Annotated in this window: 16 protein-coding genes; 5 read left to right on the top strand and 11 right to left on the bottom strand. The window is 66.4% G+C overall.

Annotation, left to right across the window (positions count from 1 at the left end; all coding sequences use genetic code 11):
• Position 1: 1 nt before the first annotated feature.
• The 6 genes from argC to ACFQS4_RS04820 form a co-directional block, all read right to left on the bottom strand.
• Entirely contained in the window at positions 2–1,087 is a 1,086-nt protein-coding gene (gene argC, locus ACFQS4_RS04845; RefSeq protein ID WP_497902549.1) for an N-acetyl-gamma-glutamyl-phosphate reductase, read from the bottom strand.
• Positions 1,087–1,995: a lysine biosynthesis protein LysX gene (lysX, locus tag ACFQS4_RS04840; RefSeq protein WP_497902548.1), complete on the bottom strand. Its 909-nt coding sequence runs from the start codon at positions 1,993–1,995 to the stop codon at positions 1,087–1,089. The genes argC and lysX overlap by 1 nt, the downstream gene beginning before the upstream one ends.
• On the bottom strand, positions 1,992–2,156 hold the full coding sequence (gene lysW / locus ACFQS4_RS04835) for a lysine biosynthesis protein LysW (protein ID WP_253432542.1): 165 nt from the start codon (positions 2,154–2,156) through the stop codon (positions 1,992–1,994). The genes lysX and lysW overlap by 4 nt, the downstream gene beginning before the upstream one ends.
• A gap of 209 nt (positions 2,157–2,365) precedes the next feature.
• Positions 2,366–3,871, bottom strand: a complete 1,506-nt coding sequence (argH, locus tag ACFQS4_RS04830; RefSeq protein WP_497902547.1) for an argininosuccinate lyase — start codon at positions 3,869–3,871, stop codon at positions 2,366–2,368.
• A 2-nt stretch (positions 3,872–3,873) separates the two neighbouring features.
• Positions 3,874–5,112 carry an argininosuccinate synthase gene (locus ACFQS4_RS04825; protein WP_497902546.1) on the bottom strand — a complete coding sequence of 413 codons (1,239 nt, stop codon included), beginning with the start codon at positions 5,110–5,112 and terminating at the stop codon, positions 3,874–3,876.
• A 280-nt stretch (positions 5,113–5,392) separates the two neighbouring features.
• Entirely contained in the window at positions 5,393–6,775 is a 1,383-nt protein-coding gene (locus ACFQS4_RS04820; protein WP_497902545.1) for a helix-turn-helix transcriptional regulator, read from the bottom strand.
• A gap of 241 nt (positions 6,776–7,016) precedes the next feature.
• On the opposite strand from ACFQS4_RS04820, the gene ACFQS4_RS04815 reads away from it, so the two are divergent.
• Positions 7,017–7,517, top strand: coding sequence for a 2'-5' RNA ligase family protein (locus ACFQS4_RS04815; protein WP_497902544.1), 501 nt, complete (start codon positions 7,017–7,019; stop codon positions 7,515–7,517).
• 65 nt (positions 7,518–7,582) lie between these two features.
• Here ACFQS4_RS04815 and ACFQS4_RS04810 read toward each other — a convergent pair whose 3' ends face one another.
• Positions 7,583–9,739 carry an ATP-dependent DNA helicase gene (locus ACFQS4_RS04810; protein ID WP_500193748.1) on the bottom strand — a complete coding sequence of 719 codons (2,157 nt, stop codon included), beginning with the start codon at positions 9,737–9,739 and terminating at the stop codon, positions 7,583–7,585.
• Between the two features lie 207 nt (positions 9,740–9,946).
• Positions 9,947–10,909 (bottom strand): cation diffusion facilitator family transporter, encoded by a 963-nt coding sequence (locus ACFQS4_RS04805; RefSeq protein WP_497902543.1) that lies wholly within the window; start codon positions 10,907–10,909, stop codon positions 9,947–9,949.
• 149 nt (positions 10,910–11,058) lie between these two features.
• Between ACFQS4_RS04805 and ACFQS4_RS04800 the strand changes: the two genes are divergently transcribed.
• Positions 11,059–12,897 carry an Hvo_1808 family surface protein gene (locus tag ACFQS4_RS04800; RefSeq protein WP_497902542.1) on the top strand — a complete coding sequence of 613 codons (1,839 nt, stop codon included), beginning with the start codon at positions 11,059–11,061 and terminating at the stop codon, positions 12,895–12,897.
• A 36-nt stretch (positions 12,898–12,933) separates the two neighbouring features.
• A complete protein-coding gene (locus ACFQS4_RS04795) occupies positions 12,934–14,505 on the top strand; it encodes an Hvo_1808 family surface protein (RefSeq protein ID WP_497902541.1) in 1,572 nt (523 codons plus the stop codon).
• Positions 14,506–14,562: 57 nt separating this feature from the next.
• Here ACFQS4_RS04795 and ACFQS4_RS04790 read toward each other — a convergent pair whose 3' ends face one another.
• From ACFQS4_RS04790 to ACFQS4_RS04780, 3 genes are read right to left on the bottom strand one after another with little or no spacing between them, the layout of a single operon-like run.
• A complete protein-coding gene (locus tag ACFQS4_RS04790) occupies positions 14,563–14,853 on the bottom strand; it encodes a hypothetical protein (RefSeq protein ID WP_497902540.1) in 291 nt (96 codons plus the stop codon).
• Complete coding sequence (gene cydB, locus ACFQS4_RS04785; protein ID WP_497902539.1) at positions 14,853–15,854, bottom strand: cytochrome d ubiquinol oxidase subunit II; 1,002 nt, start codon at positions 15,852–15,854, stop codon at positions 14,853–14,855. The genes ACFQS4_RS04790 and cydB overlap by 1 nt, the downstream gene beginning before the upstream one ends.
• On the bottom strand, positions 15,847–17,271 hold the full coding sequence (locus tag ACFQS4_RS04780; protein WP_497902538.1) for a cytochrome ubiquinol oxidase subunit I: 1,425 nt from the start codon (positions 17,269–17,271) through the stop codon (positions 15,847–15,849). Before ACFQS4_RS04780 ends, cydB begins: the two co-directional genes overlap by 8 nt.
• Before the next feature lie 248 nt (positions 17,272–17,519).
• Between ACFQS4_RS04780 and ACFQS4_RS04775 the strand changes: the two genes are divergently transcribed.
• Positions 17,520–18,236 (top strand): DUF5828 family protein, encoded by a 717-nt coding sequence (locus tag ACFQS4_RS04775; protein WP_497902537.1) that lies wholly within the window; start codon positions 17,520–17,522, stop codon positions 18,234–18,236.
• Positions 18,237–18,390: 154 nt separating this feature from the next.
• Positions 18,391–19,584: an inorganic phosphate transporter gene (locus ACFQS4_RS04770; RefSeq protein WP_497902536.1), complete on the top strand. Its 1,194-nt coding sequence runs from the start codon at positions 18,391–18,393 to the stop codon at positions 19,582–19,584.
• The last annotated feature ends 40 nt before the right edge of the window (positions 19,585–19,624 follow it).

The following is a 19,624-nucleotide window of genomic DNA, read 5'->3' as shown; positions in this document are numbered from 1 at the left end:
CTCAGGGCGCCCCCACGGGATGCAATCCCGTAAACTCGAGCCCCGCGGTTTCCTCGAGCCCCAGCGCGATATTCGCGGCGTGGACGGCCTGGCCAGCCGAGCCCTTCATCATGTTGTCGATAGCCGAGAAGACCACGATCCGTTTGTTCGAGGGGTCGAGTTCGAAGCCGACCTCGGCGATGTTCGTCCCCGCGACCGCTTTGGGTTCGGGGTAGCGGTAGACGCCCGAGCCGCCGGCGGCCATGCGGACGAACGGTTCGTCCTCGTACGTTTCGCGGTAGGCTGTCCAGAGGTCGCCCTTCGAAACCGGGCCCGAGGGGAAGACGTGACTCGTCGCGCTCGCGCCGCGAACCATGTCCACCGCGTGGCAGGTGAACGCCACCGAGGTGCCGAGGAACTGCTCGATCTCGGCCTCGTGGCGGTGACCCGTCGGCGCGTAGGGGCGGACGACGCCCGAACGTTCGGGGTGGGAGGAGGCCTCGCCACCGCCGGCGCCGCCCTCTGAGGAGCCGACTTTTACGTCGACGACGACCTGCTCTCCTCCCTCGAGGATGCCGTGCTCGAACAGGGGGTACAGTCCCAGGATCGTGGCGGTGGCGTTACAGCCCCCGCCGGCGATCAGGTCCGCGCCAGTGAGGTTCTCGCGGTTGATCTCGGGGAGGGCGTACTCCGCGCGCTCGAGGTACTCCGGACTCGTGTGCCCGTCGTACCACTCGTCGTACTGCTCCTCGCTCTCGAGACGGAAGTCCGCCGAGAGGTCGACGACGGTGTCCGCGACGTCGAAGAACTCGTCGATCTGGTCCATCGAGACGCCATGTGGCGTCGCCGTGAAGAGCACGTCGACGGACTCGAGGTCCTCGGGGTCGCTGAAGCGCAGGTCGCTCCCGCGCAGGGGCGGGTGCTTCGAGCCGACGCTCTTTCCCGCCGCAGAGCGGCTCGTGGCCTGCTGGATCTCGAAGGTGGGGTGGCCGGCGAGCAGGCGGAGGAGTTCCCCGCCCGTGAAGCCGGTACCACCGACGACGGAGGCGGTGACGGTCTCGGCGTCGATCGCGGTCGCGTCGTCCGCAGCTTGTGCGCCCGTCGCCATCAGAGCGTCACCTCGAGTTCGGCGTCGTTCGCCCCGTCCTCGTCGGTCGTGGCCTCGGCCTCGGCTTTCGCCTCGAGCCAGTCGACCACGGTCCCGGGAACGTCCACGTCGACGGCGTCGTTGAGCGCCTTGAACTCGACGGTGTGGTTGACCTCGTGGACGGTGTACGAATCACCTGTTTCCATGAGGTCGATTCCGAGCAAGCCGCCGCCGACGGCGTCGCTCGCCTTTTCGACCAGATCGAGCGCTTCGTCGTCCAGCTCGAAGGGCTCGGTCGTGGCGCCCTTGGCCGCGTTGGTGAGCCAGTGGTCCGAGGAGCGAGCCATCGCCGCCACGGGTTCGCCGTCGACGGCCAGGACGCGCATGTCCCGGCCCGGTTTCTCGACGAACTCCTGGACGTAGAACACCTTGTGCTCGTAGTGGCCCAGGGTCGCCTTGTGCTCGAGGATCGCCTCCGCGGCGCTTTTCGAATCTATCTTGGCCATCAGGCGCCCCCACGAACCCACGACGGGCTTGAGGACGCAGGGGTAGCCGAAGCTCTCGATGGCCTCGAGGGCGCTCTCTTTGGTGAACGCCACCTTCGTTGCGGGCGTGGGGACGCCCGCGGACTCGAGCGCGAGGCTGTTCTTCACCTTGTCGGCGCAAATTTCGGCCGTCTCGTTGCTGTTGACCACGGGGACCCCGTAGGCCTCACAGAAGCGCGTGGCGTAGAGGCTCCTGCTGGTGGCGAGACAGCGGTCGACGACGAGGTCGAGGTCGGCGAACGTCTCGCTGGCCTCGGCGACGTCGAAGGTTTCCTTGCGCACGTCGATCTTTTCGACTGCGTGGCCGCGCTCGCGAAGCTCGTTGAGGAGGAGCTTCTCGTCCTTGCGGATCCGGGAGTAGAGGATTCCTACGTGCAAGGTCACTCACCCCAGTCCTCTTCGAGCTCGGGGGCTCGCTCGAGGACTGGCGGCTCGGTGTCGATGACTTCGAGTTCGGCTCCGCAGGTGGTACAGTCGACGATTTCTCCGACTTCCAGATCGTCGTGCAGGGTCAGATCCGCCCCACACTCGACGCATTCTGTCATTGTACTCCCCTCTCGGAGACGACGTACCTTAAACCCTTCGAACCTATCAGGGAAAATATACTACTATACTTCCGTCTAACGGTATCAAAATACTGTTTTCCCGCAAATCTTGTTTCGAATGTCATCGAAATAGTATAGTGTCCCCTGGCGGGGACGGCGGCGGCGATCGCGGCGACCGCACCGCCGAGACAGGTCGGAGGGGGCGACGCTCACGCATACGTCATCACCTCGGACCGTAGCTCGTCGTGGGCGATCTCGAGAGCAGTCGCGAGGTCGCCTACGGCCGCCTCGTGGCTCTCGAGCGCGTCGCGAGCGGACTCGAGCTGGGACTCGACGGCGTCGGGCGCTGGCCCACCCGTCGAGTCGCGACTGGCCACGCTCGCCGCGGGGTCGAGCGCCGACTGGACCTCGGCCGAATCGGCGTAGGTGTCCAGGGGTTCGCCCAGCACGTCCCCGGCGGCCGCCTCGATCGCGCCGTAGTCGGCCCCGTTCTCGGCGGCGACGGCCACGATCTCGTGGGCCGTCCGGAATGGCACCCCCTTCGCGGCCAGCAGGTCCGCGACGCCGGTCGCCGTCGAGAAGCCGGCTCCCGCCTCCGCGGCGAGGGCGTCCTCGTTCCAGTCCGCGGTGGCGACCGCGCCGGCCCCTACGCGCGTCGCCTCGAGCACGGCGTCGACCGTCGACCACGCGTGCGGGGTAGCCCGCTGGAGATCGCGGTTGTACGCGCGTGGGAGTCCCTTGAGCGTCGTCGTCAGGCCCTGCACCCCGGCGGCCGCGTCGCCCGCGACCGCGCGGACGAGTTCGAGCGTGTCCGGGTTCTTCTTCTGAGGCATGATCGACGACGTCGAGGAATAATCGTCCGAGAGGTCGACGAAGCCGCGGTTGGCGAAGAGGATCACGTCCTCGGCCAACCCCGACAGCGTCGTCGACAGCGTCGACAGCGCCTGGACGGTTTCGAGCAGGAAGTCCCGGCTCGAGGACGCGTCCATCGAATTCTCGATCACGCCGTCGAACCCGAGCAACTCGGCCGTCCGCTCGCGGTCGATATCGAAGGTCGTCCCCGCGAACGCGGCCCCGCCCAGCGGCGAGACGTTGATCCGCGCGTAGGCCTCGAGCAGGCGTTCGGTGTCACGGCGAATCGTCCCCTCGTAGGACAGCGCCCAGTGGGCGACCGTCGTCGGCTGGGCGGGCTGGAGGTGGGTGTAGCCGGGCATCGTCGTCTCGACGTGCTCGCTCGCGACCGCTGCGAGCGCCTCGCGCAGCGCGAGCGTCGCCTCGAGCGCCTCGAGGACGTCCTCGCGGAGGCGGTACCGGATGCACGCCGCGACCTCGTCGTTACGGCTACGGGCGGTGTGCATCTTCCCACCGTCGGCTCCAACCTCGTCGATGACGGCCGTCTCGATGGCCTCGTGGACGTCCTCGCCGTCGGGGAGGCTCGCGTGCCCGTCGACCTCGATGGCGTCGAGCGCGCGTAGAATGTCGGCCGCGGTGTCGTCCTCGATTATCCCGCACTCGGCGAGCATCACGACGTGGGCGCGGTCGACCGCGAGGTCCGCTTCGAAAATGCGCTCGTCGGCTGCCAGTGAGGAGAGGAACCCTCGCGCGGGGCCGCCGCTGAAGCGGTCGCGGCGGACGACGCTGTCGGCGTCGCTCTCGTCGGTCGAACTCGAGCGGGGCGCGTCAGTGTCGTCCTGCAGGGAATCCTCTCCGGACATGTTCACTCGTCGGTCGTCTCGGCCCCGCCGTCGGTCGCCATCTCGAGGCTCTCACCCTCGCCCTCGCCTTCGAGCGACTTGTTGGCCAGGCGGCGCTGGAACCCGTGGTACTTCGCGACGCCCGTCGCGTCCTCCTGGTCGATCTTGCCGACGGTCTCGGTGTCGAAGGAGGCGTGGGCCGCCGAGTACGCCGCGTACTCGCTGTCGCGGGCGACCGCGCGAGCCTGGCCGCCCTCGAACTTGATCGTCACCGTGCCCGTGACGCGCTTCTGCGTCTCGGCGATGAAGCCCTCGAGCGCGCTCACGAGCGGGGCGTCGACCAGGCCCTCGTAGCCCTTCTGGGCCCATTGTTGGTCGACTTGCCGTTTGAACTGACGCTCCTCCTGGGTCAGGACGAGACCCTCGAGCGACTCGTGGGCGTTGAGCAGCGTCGTCGCCGCGGGGTGCTCGTAGTTCTCCCTGACCTTGAGTCCGAGCATGCGGTCTTCCATCACGTCCGTGCGACCGACGCCGTGGGCGCCGGCGACCTCGTTGAGGTGCTCGATGAGGGCTACGGGGTCCATCGCCTCGCCATCGACGGCGACGGGGTAGCCTTCCTCGAACTCGATCTCGATCAGTTCGGTCTCACCGGTGGGTTCCTGGGTCCACTCGTAGATGTCTTCGGGTGGGACGTAGCTGGGGTCCTCGAGTTTGTCGCCCTCGACCGAGCGACTCCAGAGGTTTGTGTCGATCGACCAGTCGCCCTCGTTGCCGCCCTCGACGGGCAGGCCCTTCTCAGCGGCGTACTCCTGTTCCCACGTGCGCGTGAGCCCGAGTTCGCGGATAGGCGCGATGACCTCGAGGTCCGAGTCGCGCCAGATGGCCTCGAACCGGAGCTGGTCGTTGCCCTTACCGGTACAGCCGTGAGCGATGCCCGTACAGCCGTGTTCCTCGGCGACCTCGAGGATTTTCGAGGCGATCACGGGGCGAGCGAGTGCGGTTCCGAGCGGGTAGCCCTGGTAGGTCGCGTTCGCGCGAACGCCATCGAGACAGAGCTGGGCGAATTCCGCTCGCGCGTCGACGACGTAGTGCTCGAGACCGAGGGCTTCGGCGGTTTCTTTGGCTTCGGCGAACTCCGAAGTGGGCTGACCGACGTCGACCGTGACGCCGATGACGTCGTCGTATCCGTATTCTTCCTCGAGCAGCGGGACGCAGATGGTCGTGTCCAGTCCGCCCGAGAACGCGAGTGCAACGCGTGTCATATCGTACTCGAGTACAATCGGCTACGGGACTTAAATTCGTTGGTTTAAATATTGTAAATTAAGAGTGGAGCGGACGCTAACCGGGAAAAACAGGAAATCCTGCAACGTTGAGCAATACCGAAATCTGGGGATGAAGTAGTAGTGGGCCTAGAGGCCCGGTCGTCGTCGCGGGGCGACGGCGCTCGCGCTACCGAGGACAGCGAGAACGGTAGTGGCGACTGCGCTCATCTGGACGAACGTACGATACTCGAGCTATTAAAGGCTACTGGGTGGGCAAATGTTACGTTTCGCCGGTGTCCGATCCGTTCGCGGCGACGCCGTTGGCCGACTCGGCCTCGTCGGCGAGCGTCAACACGTTCTCCCGACCGATCCGGAACGCCTCGATCGTCCCCTCCTCGCGGAGGCCGCTGACGACCTGACTGGTCTTCGCCTCGGTCCACTCGAGCGTGGAAACCACCTCCTGTTGTTTCATTCGGCCGCCGTGTTGCTCGAGCAGGCGAACGACGCGTTCTTCGTTGCTCAGTAACGCGTCCGGCGGCGTCGGCTGCTGGCGTCGAGGCGTCGACTCCGGTTCGGACGGTTCCGGTTCGGGTTGCTCCTTCCAGGACCCGATCGGGAAGTCAGTGGAATCACCGTTCCGCAGGGTGAGCCAACCCACCACAGCCACGATCGCGAGGACGAGGAGTCCGAGGGCCGCCAGCCAGGACAGCGGGAGAGACGACTGGTCGTCCGGTTCGGGCGGTGACGACTCCGAGGTCTGCACCATGAGTTCGATAAATGGCTCGTCCTCAAGGAAATCCGTCTCGTCGCCGTTCCAGATCGCCGCCTGCTCGCGCCGATCGTTGGGGAACGGTTCGATCGTCTGGGCACTGAAGTCCGCCGGCCAGGTGACGATCAACTGCGTACGGTCGTCGAGTTCGAGATGCCCGAAGGCGTCGCCGATCCTGATCCGGTGGTTGAGTTCGACGCTCGCGAACTCCTCCCACAGGAACTGGACGCGGACGTAGCCGGTTTCCTGAGGCGTCGACGTCTCCTCGAGCGAGACGCGGTAGCCGCTGGCAGTCATGTCCCGGCCCGTCTCCGTGGCGGCGGCGTCGACCCGCTCTGACCAGTTGGTCTCGACGTTCTCGAGGTACGTCTCGTTTTCCGCCTCGAGCGTCGACCGGACCGACTCCCAGCGGTCGGTGGCGTTTTCATCGCCGTCGAGTCGGTACCGGTACTCGAGGGTCCAGGTGGCCGATCCGTTCTCGTGGACCGTCACCTCAATCGTGAGTTCATCGTAGCCGGGCGGCGTCGCTCCCGTAATCACGCTCTCGTTACCCGTCTCGTTGGCCGTGGTACCGTCAGTCTCGTTGGCCGCGTTTCCACCCGTATCGTCGCTCTCGTTGGCGTCTCCGGTATCGTTCGCGTCGTCCGTCTCGTTGGAGTCCTCCTGGAGCGCAGTACTCTCGAGTGACTCCACCGACGGTTCCGTTAGAACGGTCGCATCGCTCACCGATCCAGCTGTCATCCCGGCGTCAGTCGAACCGTCCAGGCCGAGACGTGCACCCGCTTCGGCCTCGAGGTCGCCGCCGTCGGCGACAGCGATCGATGGAAATCCCGCGCACAGACACCCGAGCACGACGAGCACTCCGAGGAGCGCCCGGTGCTCCCTCGCATCCATCGTTCACCATTGGCAGGGCCGGACAAATAGGTCTTTCCGACCCGGAACCGGTTGCGCCCACTCGAGCGGCGCTCTTCTCCTCATTCTCTCGACGTTTTCCACGGTAGACTCGCGATCGGTGTGGAACGTTCGATCCCATCCCCCCTCTCCTCTCGAGCACCTGCTATACAAAGTATAGTTTTGAGCGATCGTCCACCGAACACCGCCACGCTCATACCGCCCCGGAGAGTACCCCAGACCAGTGTACAGCGTCAACGTCCCCGTTCCCGGCCGCGTTCGGGCGCTCGCGGCCGACCTCTATCCGTCGCTGGTCGGCTTCGACACCGTGCGGGACGACCACTCCCTCCTGCTCAAACGCCTCGGCGACGCCCCCCAGGTCGACCGCCTCCAGCACCGCGCTCACCGCGCCCTCGAGGGCGCCCCCGCGGTCGAGGCCGCGATCACCGGCATCGACTACTTCGCGGAGCCGCCGCTCGGCTCGGCGCCTGTGGTCTACCTCGCCGTCGAGAGCCCCGGCCTCGAGCAGATTCACCGCGACCTCGCCGAGGTATTCGACCCCGTGGAGGGACTCGAGGGACCTGACTACGTTCCACACGTGACGCTGGCCCGGGGCGGCGATCTCGAGACGGCCCGCCGACTCGCCGACCGCGAGATTGACCAGGTGACGTGGACCGTGAGCGAACTCGAGTTCTTCGACGGCCAGTATCGCCTGCCCGTGAGTCGGATTTCGTTGCCAGCTTGAGTACGGTCCTGAACCCGCGAGAGAGCACGAAAAACTGCGAAAGGCCGTGGGAGCCCGCGACCCGCTCAGGGCGCCGGTGGCTCCCCCGCGTACCGATCGTGGTCGCCGTAGAAGTTCATCATCGCGAACTTGAGCTTCTCGGGGTCAAGGTCCAGCAGTTCTTCTCGTTCCTCGTGCGGGAACGTACCGTTGACGCTGTAGGTTCCCAGGTCGGATTTGGCGCGTCTCGAGTAGCGTCGGTCGAGGAGGGCGCGGACGCCGACGTCCTCGGGCGAGCGGATCACCCGCCCGAGTGCCTGCCGGGTCTTCCGAACAGTGGGGATCTCGACGGCGTAGCGCCACCCCGTGTCGGTCCCCTCGAAGGCGACATCGTAGGCCTCCTGGACCGCCTCGGCGCGGTCGTCGAGGTGCGGGTAGGGGACGCCGACGACCAGCACCGTGTGGGCGTCGTCGCCGTCGAAGCTCACGCCCTCGGCGAGGGTCCCCCAGAGCGAGGTACAGCAGACGGCGTGCTCGTCGGCGACGAATTGCTGGCGAAGTTCCTCGGCGCCGACGCCAGGCTCGTCCAGGTAGACCGTCGCGTCGGTCCGTGACTCGAGGCGCTCGGCGTATCGGGCGGCTTCGCCGTAGTTCGGAAAGAACGCGAGCGTGTTGCCCGGCGTCATCCGGACGGCGTCGTAGATGGCCTCCTCGACCTCGGTCTGGACCTCGGGGTCGTCGCGGGCGGAGGCGAACAGCGCGGGCGTCTCGACGGCGTAGGTTCGTCGGCGATCCTCCGGGAACTGCAGTCCGTAGGCCATCGTCACGCACTCCTCGAGGCCGAGGACGTCCTCGGTGACCTCGAAGGGCTGGATGGTCGCGCTCATCAGGACTGTCCCGGAGACGGCCTCGAAGAGCTGTCCGGTGACGTGGCGGGGGAGACAGCTGTACAGTTCCGCCTGGCCGTAGACCTCGTCGGTGCCCGCGTCCCGGCGGACGGAGACGACGGGGTACAGCCCCTGGTCAGTCCCCTCGTCCATCCAGGCCGCGACGAATCCGGCCGCCTCGAGGGTCTGGCACTCGGTTCGGGTCGCGGTCTCGCCCTCGCGGTAGGCCTCCTCGTACTCCTCGTCGAGTTGCTGGCCGAGTTTGCGCGCGGCCTCGAGGTCGCCCTCGATTCCCTGGCCCGAATATGCCTGCAGGAAGGCGAGCGTGAGGTCGTCCCGGCGGCCCTCGTTGCTGATCGGGACGTCCTCCCAGTTGTTGCCGACCGACTCGCGCTGGCCGAAGCCGAAGCTGTCCTCGTAGGTCTCGACCAGTGCGTCGCGAAACGCCTCGAGCACGTTCGCGGCGTCGTCGGCTCGCGGGTCGTCCGTCTCGGCGAGTTCGTCCAGCGCGCTGTCGAAGGTTCGCTCCGAGCAGGCGCGGCTGGCGTGGTCGCGCGCGGCGTCCTCGACGTTGTGCGCCTCGTCGAAGACGGCGATGACGTCATCCGGATCGCGCCCGAGCCAGCGGAAGAACTGCTCGCGGATCATCGGGTCGAGCAGGTGGTGGTAGTTACAGACCACGAGGTCGACCCCCTCGAGGCCCTCCTTCAGCAGTTCGTAACCACAGAGCTCGCGCTCGTCGGCGTACTCGTAGATCTCGTCGGGCGTGCGGACGTCCTCGAACAGCCAGCCGAAGAACTCGTCGGTTGCCTCGGTATCGAGCAGGTTGTTGCGGTAGTGGTCACAGACGTTGGCCTCTCCCAGATCCTCGATCTGTTCCTCGAGGTTCTCGAGTTCGTCCATCACGGCCGCGCGAGCGTCCGCAGCGGACTCGCTGCCCGCCTGGCTCTCGGCCAATAGGTCGCGCTGGCGCCGCTCGAGCTGGGCGTGGTCGCTCTCGGCCTCGACGAGCGCGCGGGTGTTGTCCCGCAGGGTCTGGCACTCCTCGTAGCCGACGTCGATGTGACACATCGAGGACTTTCCCTTGAAGACCACCGCGCGGGTGGACTCCTCGCGAGTGATCGCCCGGGCCTCGGCGACGAACTGGCGCATCTGCTGGTGGACGTTCGTCGTGATGACGACCGTCTTGTCCTGCTCGCGAGCCACCTCGAGAGCGGGCACGAGCGCCGAGAGGGTCTTGCCGGTCCCGCAGGCGCCCTCGAAGAGGACGTTCTGCCCACGCACGAGGGTGTTGTAGATGCGGTCCATTGCCTCGCGCTGGTTCTCGTAGGGCTCCTCGTACGGGAAAAAGCGCAGGTACTCGCCCACTCCTGGCACGAGTGATGATTGGGCACTCATCCGATAAAAGGGTTCGTCTCGCCCGTGAGTTCGTTCGGTCGAGCAGTCCAATCGGTTCGAGTGCAGTTAGTGGACTCGAGCGCGGTCAGGGTAACACGAGTTCGGTCAGCCCGACTCGAGTACGGTCAGGGTGACACGAGTCCAGTCAGGACGATTCGGGCCCAGTCAGGCCGACCCGGGTCCCGCCATCTCGGGTTCGATGTAGACGCGCTGGATCTGACCGTCGTGTTCGCGCAGGGCGTCCTCGATGTCGGTAATCCGGTCGTCGATGGTTTCCGTATCGAGAGTCGGATCGAACGCGACGTCGGCGGTGACCAGCAGTTCCTCGGGACCGAAGTAGACCGTACGGAAGTCGACCAGACTGACGACACCGTCCCAGCCAGCGACGATGTCGCGAAGTTCGTCCTCGTCGGGTTCGGGGAGGCTCTCGCCGAGGATGAGCCGCTTGTTCTCCCAGGCCAGCGCGACCGCGAATCCCATGAGCAAGATACCGATGACGAGAGCCGCGCCCGCGTCGTAGATCGGGTTCTCGAACGTTCTCGAGAGGTAGATCCCGAAGAGGGCGATGCCGGCGCCGGCGAGGGCGATGGCATCCTCGGTGAGAGCAGTCAGCGTCGTCACGTCGCTGGTCTTGCGGAAGGCCTCACGTAAGGTTTCCCAGCCGTGTTCGTCCATCTGGGCGGTGATGCCCTGGTAGGCCTTCCAGAGTGCGTAGGTCTCGAAGACGATCGCCCCGACCAGGACCGCGTAGTTGACGTAGATGGGGTCGACCGAGGCGCCGAGTATCGGTACGGGTTCGCTCGCCCGGTGGACCTCGCCCGCCCGCAGCGCCTGGTAGCCGTGTTTCGCGCTCTCCCAGCCGGCGATGCCGAAGAGCATGATGCTCACGAGAAAGCTGTAGAAGAACTGCGCCTTGCCGTGGCCGAACGGGTGCGACCGGTTCGCTTCCTGGGCGCCGTAGCGGATGCCGATCAGCAAGAAGACCTGGTTTCCGGTGTCGGAAATCGAGTGATAGGTCTCCGAGAGCATCGCGGGGCTCCCAGTGAGCGTGAAGCCGATGAATTTGAGGACGGCGATCGCCCCGTTCGCGAACAGCGCGGCGAGCACGACTTTAGTGCTACTGGCCATCGGTTCCTCCTTCGAGACAGGTCACCAAAGAAGTATGCCAGTCGAATCGAGTCGAGCGGTTTCGAACGCCCGTCACCGGGACGCTCCTTCGAGCCACGTCCCGAAAATGGACAGACACTTTTATCCGCCCGTTGCCCCGAGAGAGCACAATGGGAATCGGGAACACACGGGTTGCGGTCGTCGCCGCGTTCGTCGCGCTGATCGTCCTCTCGGGGACCGTCGCTGGGACCGTCGGCGCGGTCGCCCCCGCTGCGGACGCCAACGGGATCGACGGAACGACGCTCGAAGGGGAGACGGCGAGCGAGGCAGTACTCGAGGGACCAACGGCGAACAGGACGTCACTCGAGGGGCAGACGGCCTTGACCCTCGATCTCGCCCAGGACGACGGCGACCTCGTCCAGGCGTGCGCCGCGGATCCGCCGGAAGACTTCGATGCACCCGCGGGCGGAAACGACACCGTCGGCTGGTTCGACGGTTACTGGTACAACCAGCCACTCGAGGTCGACGCCTCTGACGGCCTGACCCAGGTTGAACTCGAGAAGGTCAGCGCCCGGACGGCCGCTCGAATCGAGGCGCTCCGGTGTCTCTCCTTCGAGACGCTGCCGCCGGTCGAAATCGTCGACCGCGAGACGTTCGCCGAGGAGAGCGCCGGCCAGTACGAGGACGTCGACCAGCGAACCCGGCAGTTCGACAACGCCCAGTTCGAGACCCTGCTGCTCATCGGCAGCGACGAAGACGCGGTCGACGTGCGCCAGGCGGACCGGAGCGCGACCGTCGGCGGCTACTACGACTACGTGAACGACGAGATCGTGGTGATCTCCGAGAACAGCGAGCAACTGCAACTCGACGAGGCCATCCTGGCCCACGAACTCGGCCACGCCCTCCAAGACCAGCACTTCCCGCTCGAGGAGTACGTCCGCAACACGACTGACCGCGACAACGCCATCCTGGGCGTCATCGAGGGCGACACCCACCGGATGGAACAACAGTACCTCGCGTACTGCGAGAACGACCAGTGGAACGAGCCCTGTATCCTCGACGACGGCGGCGACGGTGGCGAGGGTGAGCAGGGGCAGGTGCCGCCCAACTGGGGCCTGTACTTCATGCAGTTCCAGCCCTACAGCGACGGCCCCTCGTTTGTCCAGTCGGTGTACGACGAGGGCGGCTGGGACGCCGTCAACGCCCTCTACGACGACATGCCGGACTCCGCCGTCGAGGTGATCTATCCCGAGCGCTACGGCGAGTTCGACGCGAACGACCTCGAGGTATCCGACCGCTCGAGCGACGACTGGGAGCGACTCACGTTCGAGGAGGGGCCGAACTACAACGTGATCGGCCAGGCGGGGCTCTCGGCGATGTTCATGGACACGACCTACGATCCGGCCGTGTCCCCGGTCGTCCCCATGGAGTCGATGCTGAACCTCGACGGGAACGGCGACATCGACACCACCGATCCCCTGAACTACGACCTCGAGCCCACGAACGGCTGGCAGGGCGACAAACTGTACGCCTACGAGAACGGTGAGGGCGAGACGGCGACCGTCTGGGCCCTGGAGTGGGAAGACGCCGACGAGGCCGCCACCTTCGTCGAGACCTACGAGCGACTGATCGAGGTCCGGGGCGGCGAGCGCGTCGACGGCACCGCCCACACCTACACGTTCGACGACGGCTCCGAGTTCGACATGGCGCTGACGATCTACCCCGAGGACGAGCGACTATGGATCGTCACCGCCCCCACCGTCGACGACCTGACGGCCGTCCACGGCGACGTCGAGGTGCTCGAGGACGGCGAGAGCCCGCTCGTGGACGGCGACAGCGAGACCGGCGACTCGAACGACTCGAACGGCTCCGAGAGCGACGCGGACGGTGACGACTCGAGCGACGATGAGTCGACCGACGACAGCATTCCCGGATTCGGGATCGGTGCCGCCGTGAGCGCCCTGCTCCTCTCGTTCGCAGGCCTGGCCCGCGTCCGTCGGAATCGATAGGAACGCCTTACTCGCTGGCTCCCCTCGAAAGACCAAATGCGAACGCGCGGCCACCTCGTTCTCGTTACCATCACCCTCTTCGTCGTCCTCGCCGGCTGTGCGGCCCCCTTGACGACGCCGAGCGACGCGCCCGCCTCCGCCGATCGGGATCTGGGAACGATCTACGGCTACAACGCGACGAGCACGCTCGAGGTCGACGACCCCGCCCGGCTGAGTCGGGACGAACTCGAGGCCGTCACCTACCGCGCGATGGCTCGCCTCGAGGAGCTTCGCGGCCTCCGGTACACCGAGGACGTCGAGGTCGAGGTGTGGTCCCGCGAGGAACTTCGCGAGTGGTACGGCGAGAGCGAGCCCGCCGACGCGTTCACGAACGAACTCTGGCGCGCCGCGTTCGTCGTCGACGGCGAGACCGACGCCAACGAGGCGTTCGACTCGCTGTACGGCGATTCTGTGCTGGGCTTCTACGTCGACGGGCGAATCGTCGTCGTCACCGACGACCCCGACGCCGACCGCCTCCGAATCGACCGTACCACGCTCGTTCACGAACTCGCCCACGCCCTCCAGGACCAGCAGTTCGGCCTCGAGCGCCAGGGGACGACCATCGACGCACGCCGCGCGGAAAACGGGCTCATCGAAGGCGAAGCGGCGTTGCTCGCCCACCGCTACGAGCAGCGGTGTCGCGACGATTCGGCGTGGGAATGTCTCCCGGAAACGAACGACAGCGGTCTCGAGGGAGGCGATGGATCAGAGAGCGGTGACGAACCATCGAATGACGACGATGACGACGGTGATGGTACCAGCGAAACGAGCCAGCCGCTGAACGTCGGGCTCTACCTCTCGATTTATGCACCCTACGCCGAGGGACCGACGTTCGTCCAGTCGATCTACGACGCCGGTGGCTGGGACGCCGTCGACGCCGCCTTCGCCGATCGCCCGACGAGCACCAGCCAGCTCGTCCACCCCGAGCGCTACCCCGACGGCCGGCCGGTCGACGTCGCGGTGGACGACCGATCGAGCCCCGCGTGGTCGCCAATCACCGACGACAACGGCGACATTCGAACCGAGACCGTCGGCGAGGCGACCCTCTTCGGGGCGCTGTGGGCCAACGGGGCTCTGGATCACTCGCTGCTCGACGAGGAACGCGAGTTGTCGCCGTACAACTACTCACATCCCGCCACCGCGGGGTGGGCCGGCGATACGTTCGTCGCCTACGAGGCAACAGACGACGGCTCGACCGAGGACGGGGACGGCGATGGCGACGACGAGGACGGAGACGGAGCCACCGGCCACGTCTGGGCCCTCGAGTTCCGCACGCCGGCGGACGCCGACCGCTTCGCCAGCGCTTACGAGCGCCTGCTCGAGAACCGGGGTGCCGAGGACGTCGACGCCGAGAGCACGACGTACCGAATCGATGACGACGAACCCTTCGCCGGGGCCTATCGGCTCGTCGTCGACGGAAGCCGCGTCGAACTCGTCGGTGCGCCGACGGTCGAGGGGCTCGAGGGGATTCGCCCGCTCGAAAAATCGCAGGCGACGACGTCGATAGCCATGGGTGGAAACGCGCTCGAGGTGCCGGCAGCGGTCGGGACGGTTTCGGCCCGAGTTTGAGTCTGAGACTGATCCCGAATCCGCCCGGACCGGCGGTTCAGCCTGGAAAAGAACCAGCTAGTGCGCCCCGCGCTCGCTCCGGAGCCACGCCTTGATGAGTTCGTTCACGTTGTGAAAGATAATGGCGACGGTGAGCAGTGTCGTCGTCAGGTAGATCACGAAGCCGGGTGGCCCGCCGACGGTAGCACCGAGAATGCCGCCGGTGATGCCGACGACGGTGAGTTCGATCCATGTCAGGAGCACTCGAGAGCCCAGCCGTGGTGGTGACGACTCGAGCGCTCGCGACTCCGATTCCGGTCGGCTGTCAGGACGGTCGCTCGATCGTCGATCGTTGTGACCCCTCCTCATCAGTAGGATTCACCCGCTTCGATCGGTCCGCTGAACGTGGAGTAGAGGACGACGAAGTAGACGAAGATCAGCGGGAGCAAGATCGCCGCCCCGATCGACATGAGGTTGAGCGGGAGCGTCGAGACGATGGCCGACTCGACCGTCAGGCTGCCAGCCCGGTCGATTTCCGGATACATCAGGCCAGCGACGATGCCGACCAGGGCGAAGACGAGCCCCGCGGCGGCGCCAAAGGCGAGGTAGTAGCGGTCCTCCCGCGTCGCCAGCGCGTACACGCCGGCGAGGGCGAGCGTCACGACGACGAGCGCGACCACCGGCGCGGAGAACAGGCCTGGTCGGAGGTCGGGCGCCGCGGCGTAGACGGAGCCAATCGTCGCCACGATCAGGACGAGGTACGCGCCGAGCGCTCGGTAGCCGTCAGTCCGGAGGTCGTCGCGCAGGTCTCCTCGCGTCTTCAGCCGGAGGAACGCCGCACCGTCGACGACGGTCAGCGCGACGAGGGCGAGTCCGACGATAATCCCCGGCAGCGTGACGATCGTCGTCGCACCCAGCAGCCAGTTCGCCGTAAACATCCCCAGGAAGAACGGCGCCGTGAGGCTGCCGACGACGAACGCCCGCCCCCACCAGGTCTGCCACGTCTCGTCGTGGCGCTGTTCGTACATCTCGGGGGAGAGTCCGCGAACGATGAGCGCGCCCAGGATAGCGAACATCAGGAGGTAGTGGCGGCTGAACAGGTTGGCGTAGACGGACGGGAACGCCGCGAACATGGCCCCGCCGAACACGACGAGCCACACCTCGTTGCCGTCCCAGAACGGTCCGATCGCGGCGAGAAGCTGTTCGCGCTCCTCATCGTCCTCCCGCGTCGCGAACAGCGCGCCGGCGCCGAAGTCGAACCCGTCGAGAAACAGGAACGTCCCGAGGATGAAAAACAGGAGGCCGAACCAGAGGTCCGCGAGTGGGAGTCCGAACAGCGGTTCAGCCGCGAGCGCGTCGACGTCAGTCATCGACGCTCACCTCGGATGTCGGCGTCTCGGGCGCGTCTCGAGCGGCGGATCCGTCGACGTCCGGCGGCCCGGCGCGAACGATCCTGGCGACGACGTACGCGTAGAGCGTGAGCAAGCCGAGGTAGACGACGGCGAACCCGGCGAGCGTCAGCGTCGCTTCGGCCCCAGTAAGTCCCGGCGAGACGCCGTCGCTCGTTCGCATGACGTCCTGGATGACCCAGGGCTGGCGGCCGACCTCGGTGACGATCCAGCCCAGTTCGACCGCGACGATCCCGAGCGGCGCCGAGAGCATCAACGCTTTGTGGAGCAGGTCGTCCTCGAGGAGTTCGCCGCGCCACCAGCGGTAGCCGCCCCAGACGGCCAGCAGGATGAACCAGAAACCGAGCGCGACCATGATACGAAACGCCCAGAAGACGATCGCGACGGGCGGTTGGGGACCGTCGAACTCCTCGAGGCCCTGAATCGTCGCCTGCGGGTCGCCACCGCTGGCGAGCCACGACGCCCCGCCCGGGATGCCGATGCCGAACACGCTCTTCGCGCGCGGATCGAGCAGGTCAGTGAGACTCGTCGGGAACGCGACGAGGTACTCGGGGACGTAGGTGTCGGTCTCCCAGACGGCCTCCATCGCGGCGAACTTCTGGGGCTGGGTCTCGAAGACGTGGCGGGCGTAGAGGTCGCCGTGGATCACCTGCAGCGGCGCGGTGACGATCAGTGCGATCAGGCCAAACTTGAGCGTCGTCTCCCAGAACTCGACGTTCTCGACGGGGTAGTCCCACACGTGATGGCGAAAGACGAAGTACGCCCCGAGGCCGGCCATGAACAGCGCGACCGACTCCACCGCCGCGTTTTGCATGTGAACGAACATCCACGGGAACCGGGGGTTGGCGTAGGCGGCGATCGGGTCGACTAGGGTGACGATCACCTGGTCGTTCTCCGTGACCAGTTCGTAGCCCCGCGGCGTCTGCATCCAGGAGTTCGCGATCAGAATCCAGACGGCAGACAGCCACGTCCCGAGGCCGACGGCCACCGCCGAGACCATGTACAGCGCGTCACCGACTCGCTCGCGGCCGAAGACGAAGACGCCGAGGAACGTCGCTTCGAGCATGAACGCCATCATTCCCTCGAGCGCGAGCGGGCCGCCGAACAGTTCGCCGGCGGTCGTCGAGAACGCCGCGAAGTTGGTGCCGAACTCGAACTCGAGGACGATTCCCGTCACTGTCCCGACGACGAAACTCACGGCGAAGATCTTCGTCCAGAACCGGCGCAACTGCTCGTAGATGGCCTCGCCGGTTCGAATGTCCTTCCACGTGAAGTAGACGAGAAATGGCGCGAGGCCCATACTCATCACGGGAAAGATGATGTGGACGATGGTCGTGAGGGCGAACTGGAGCCGACTCGCGAGGACCGGGTCGATCATCGCGGGACGTACCCGTCGTCACTGTCCGGTTCGTCGCACACTACGACCGAGCCGTCGGCCGGGTGTAAAACCGAGCCCATTGGTGGAGATATGGGCAACGTCCCCCTATCGTTTGTGGTCGGAACATCGTGCGTCTTACAGGAAGGAAACGAGCGCCGGGATGGAGGCGTCGGCGGGGCTGCGTGAAGACCCCACACTAGCCGGCGGCGAAGTTTATAACCGAGCGGGACATAGGACCGCTCGACCGAATGGAAGAGAGTATTTCGGGATTCAAAGTCCGTGGTGACTGGGGCGACGTCGTCGAGCACGGCGAGCGAATCACCCAGGCGCTCCGCGAAACGGGCGTCGACGATCCCGACCTCGACGCTGGCGTGCGGTTCGCGCGCGCGTTCAACGAATGGGACGAGTGGCGACCCAAGGCCCACGAGCGCCTCGAGACCGAGGTCAGCGAGAAGACGGCTGAGCAGGCCAGCGTCGAGGAGGGCAAGGGCGAAAAGGCGGGCAAAAATCCCGACGAGGACCTGAAAACGGCCGGCGAGAAGCTGTCCGCCTCCTACGAGGCCCTCGAGGCCGACGAGGCCGACGAGGCCGTCGATAGCTGGCGGGAGTCAGTCGATTACGTCGCGCGCGCAGCCGACACCGCCGGTCGAAAGGCGATTCGACGGGTCGAGGACACCGTCTACCAGAAGGTGATGACCCAGCTCGCGCCGTACTACTTCGACAACGAACTCGTCAGTGCGAACATCCAGCAGAGTGGCCGGGGCAATGCCGATCGGTTCGTCTTCGAGGTGAACGTCAACGACGACGTCCTCAAGTCTGACGTCTCGGAGCGACTCGCCGAGTACGAGGACGAGGTCGACCGCTGGCACGTCGAAACCGAGAAGGACACGGAACGAGCCGAGGCCGTCGAGGGCGTCGAGCCGCCACCGGAGCCCAGCGACGGGTCGCGGTCGACGACGAACTGACGGCGGCGCATTCCCTCCCCTCCACCATCCGGCAATTATCCGATAAGTAGCGATCGCTGACCGACCACGAGGTGCCCACGAACGGCCTCGAGCCGCGTCCGGCGACGCCGCTGGGTCGGCACACACTTGTACCGGTTGGCCGAATAGCGAACGAATGGTCGAGATCGCGACCCTCCTGACCTTCGCCCTCGCCGCCCTCGCTAGCCTCTTCATGGCCTGGGCGATCGGTGCTGGCTCGAGCGGCTCCACCCCGTTCGCCCCGGCCGTTGGTGCGAACGCCATCTCGGTGATGCGCGCGGGATTTCTGGTCGGAATACTCGGGTTCGCCGGTGCCGTCTTGCAGGGAGCGAACGTCTCCGAGGCGGTCGGTGCGGAACTCATCGACGGCGTCGTCCTCTCGCCGGCCGCCGCGACCATCGGGCTGTCGATCGCCGCCGTCCTGGTCGCCATTGGCGTCTTCGCGGGCTACCCAATAGCGACGGCGTTCACGGTGACGGGATCGATCATCGGCGTCGGTCTCGCGATGGGCGGGGCGCCGGCCTGGCCCAAATATCAGGAGATCGCCGCGCTGTGGCTGCTCACGCCCTTCGTCGGCGGCGGGATCGCGTACCTGATCGCCCGATTGCTCCGGGACGAACCCGTCTCCGAGCGAACGCTCATCGTCGGTCTCGCCGGCGTCGTCGGTGTTCTCCTCGCGAACATCGAGTTCGCCGCCCTCGGTGGGGCTGGCGAGAGCGCGTCGCTGGCGCTCGCAGCGGGTGACGCCGTTCCCGGCCCCGCGCTCGCCGGACCCATTGCCGTGACTGCCCTCGTCGCTCTCTTCTGGGCGCTCCTCTTCTGGATCGACACGCGCGAGGCGATCGAACGCGGCGAGCGACACTTCCTGCTCGTCCTCGGGGGACTGGTCGCATTTTCGGCGGGCGGCAGTCAGGTCGGCCTCGCCATCGGCCCCCTGCTCCCCCTCTCGGGCGACCTCGAGATTCCCCTCACGGCGCTGCTGGTCGGGGGCGGCGTCGGCCTCCTAGTCGGCTCCTGGACGGGCGCTCCGCGGATGATCAAGGCGATTTCGCAGGACTACTCCTCGCTCGGGCCCCGCCGGTCGATCGCCGCGCTCATCCCCTCGTTCGCCATCGCCCAGACGGCCGTGCTCTACGGCATCCCCGTCTCGTTCAACGAGATTATCGTCAGCGCCATCATCGGCAGTGGCTACGCCGCCTCGAGCGCCGACGGTGGCGGGGTGAGCGCCCGAAAGATGGGATTGACCGTGCTGGCGTGGGTGCTCTCGCTGGCCGGGTCGATCGTCCTCTCGTACGCGGGCTTTCGACTCGTCGACTGGGTCATCCTGTAACCGGCCGCGGATCGAACGGATTTTGGTCGCCCGGGCCCGA

It is taken from the genome of Saliphagus sp. GCM10025317 (assembly GCF_042663665.1).
Lineage (GTDB): Archaea > Halobacteriota > Halobacteria > Halobacteriales > Natrialbaceae > Natronosalvus.
Note: the sequence above shows the minus strand (reverse complement) of the source record. Positions and strands in the feature narration are given on the sequence as shown.